Source organism: Saccharothrix luteola, from assembly GCF_020859565.1.
Lineage (GTDB): Bacteria > Actinomycetota > Actinomycetes > Mycobacteriales > Pseudonocardiaceae > Actinosynnema > Actinosynnema luteola.
In genome coordinates, this window is sequence record NZ_JAJHUO010000025.1 from 172955 (window position 1) to 174839 (window position 1885).

The window sequence follows — 1885 nt, forward strand, 5'->3', positions numbered from 1 at the left end:
CCCCCGCGGCGGGGGGGGGGGGGGGGCGGGGCGGGGGGGGGGGCGGGGGGGGGGGGGGGCCCCCCCCCCCGGGCCCCCCCCCCACTCCACCGGCCTGGGCTCCAACGCCCTCGGCCCGCCGCTGGCCACGTCGGCGGAGGTGGGTGAGTGGGTGCGGGAGAAGACCGGGCAGTGCGACGAGGTGGTGTCCCGGTCGATGGACGAGTTCGCCGAGTTCGTCGGCCCGCTGCGGGCGAAGCTCTACGCGCCGTACGTGGCGGAGTGGGCGACGTGCGAGGCGGGGCCGTACGAGCGGCTCGGGCTGGTGGTGTTCCAGCGCGAGAAGCTGACGGACTTCCAGCGCTCGTGGCAGGGCGCGATGGCCGGCGGCGAGGTGTCGGACAACCCGGACTTCGGGTTCGGCAACGGCTTCGCGCTGAGCGGCACGCTCGGCCTGGAGCTGTTGGGACTGCACGAACTGCGTTGCACACCGGTGGGACCCGGCGAGGAGGTGGGGCACACCCTGCCCGCGGAGGCGGAGGGGTGCACCTACGTCCAGAAGCCGGGCCACCACCACTAGAGGCGGCTCGTCAGCGTGGCGCGGCGGTGCTCTGACGCACCACCAGCGTGGTGGCAAGCTCGATTCGGCGGTGTTCGGGCTCTTCACCACGTGCCAACGTGATGGCGAGACGGGTGCCCGCCGCGGCCATGTCCTGCAGCGGCTGCCGGACCGTGGTCAGCGGCGGGCCCACCCATTGCGCGACCGGGAGGTCGTCGAAGCCGATGACGCTGAGGTCTTCCGGGATCCGCAGGCCGGCCGCGCGTGCCGCTTCGTAGACGCCGAGGGCTTGTAGGTCCGACCCGGCGAAGACGGCCGTCGGCGGGTCCGGCAGGTCTAGCAGCGGCGCGAACTGGGCGCGTCCGGACTCGACGTGGAAGTCGCCGTACCGGACGAGGTTCGGGTCGTAGGCCAGGCCCGCGGTCTCCAGCGCGGCGCGGTAGCCGTCCACGCGGGCGCGGCTGCACAGGACCCGTTCCGGGCCGCCGATCATGGCGATGCGGCGGTGGCCGAGTTCGATCAGGTGGCGGGTGGCGGTGAGGCCGCCGTTCCAGTTGGTGGCTCCTATGGAGGGCGTCTCCAGCTGGGGTTCGCCGATCGGGTCGACCACGACGACCGGGATGTCCCGCGCGCGGAGCTTCGCCAGCTGCGAGGACGTGAGGTCGGAGAAGACGGAGATCACGGCCAGGGGCTTGCGGGCGATGACGCCTTCGAGCCAGCCGTGGCCGGGGGTGAGCCTGCCCTGCGACTCCGACAGCACGAGGGCGAGGCCCTGCTCGGCGGCGACCTGCTCGGCGCCCCGGATGATCTCCAGCGCCCAGGCGCTCTCCAGCTCGTGGAACATCAGTTCCACCAGGTTGGACCGACGCGACCGTTCGTCCGCCCGCCTCTGGTAGCCGTGCCGCCTGATGATCGCCTCGACCCGTTCCCGGGTGTGCGGCGCGACGTCGGCGCGCCCGTTCATTACCTTCGAAACAGTCGGAACCGAGACCCCGGCCTCTGCCGCGATCGCGGCAATGGTGATCTTGCCCGAGGCTGTGCCATCCGAGGGTGACGGGTCGGCTTTGGTCGGCATGGGGGCAGTCTACGGCAGCCCCGCCCAGTTCCGGCCGCTAGACGCGGGGGAGCGCTGGTGGGTTGTTCGTCACTCGGAGTGTCCGTAACACGTTCGAAACAATCGACGTTTGAATCGAAACTGTCGAATGTCCGGTTTGCTCCCACCCGGTCGCACCCCGAGGTTACCGCACCGCGTCCGGCGTCCGACCAGCGAAATGAGACGTCCCGAACGTTGAACTCGGGGGTCCTGAACGCAGGACACGCGGGACCTGGAGGTTCGACACGCGGGTT

General features: G+C 71.5%; 2 protein-coding genes. One reads left to right on the top strand and one right to left on the bottom strand.

Annotated elements, in window-relative coordinates; all coding sequences use genetic code 11:
* Positions 1-151 precede the first annotated feature (151 nt).
* Entirely contained in the window at positions 152-559 is a 408-nt protein-coding gene (locus tag LNK82_RS32250) for a hypothetical protein (protein WP_230570670.1), read from the top strand.
* Positions 560-569: 10 nt separating this feature from the next.
* On the opposite strand, the gene LNK82_RS32255 is transcribed toward LNK82_RS32250, so the two are convergent.
* Positions 570-1613, bottom strand: a complete 1044-nt coding sequence (locus LNK82_RS32255; protein ID WP_230570671.1) for a LacI family DNA-binding transcriptional regulator — start codon at positions 1611-1613, stop codon at positions 570-572.
* Positions 1614-1885: the final 272 nt, after the last annotated feature.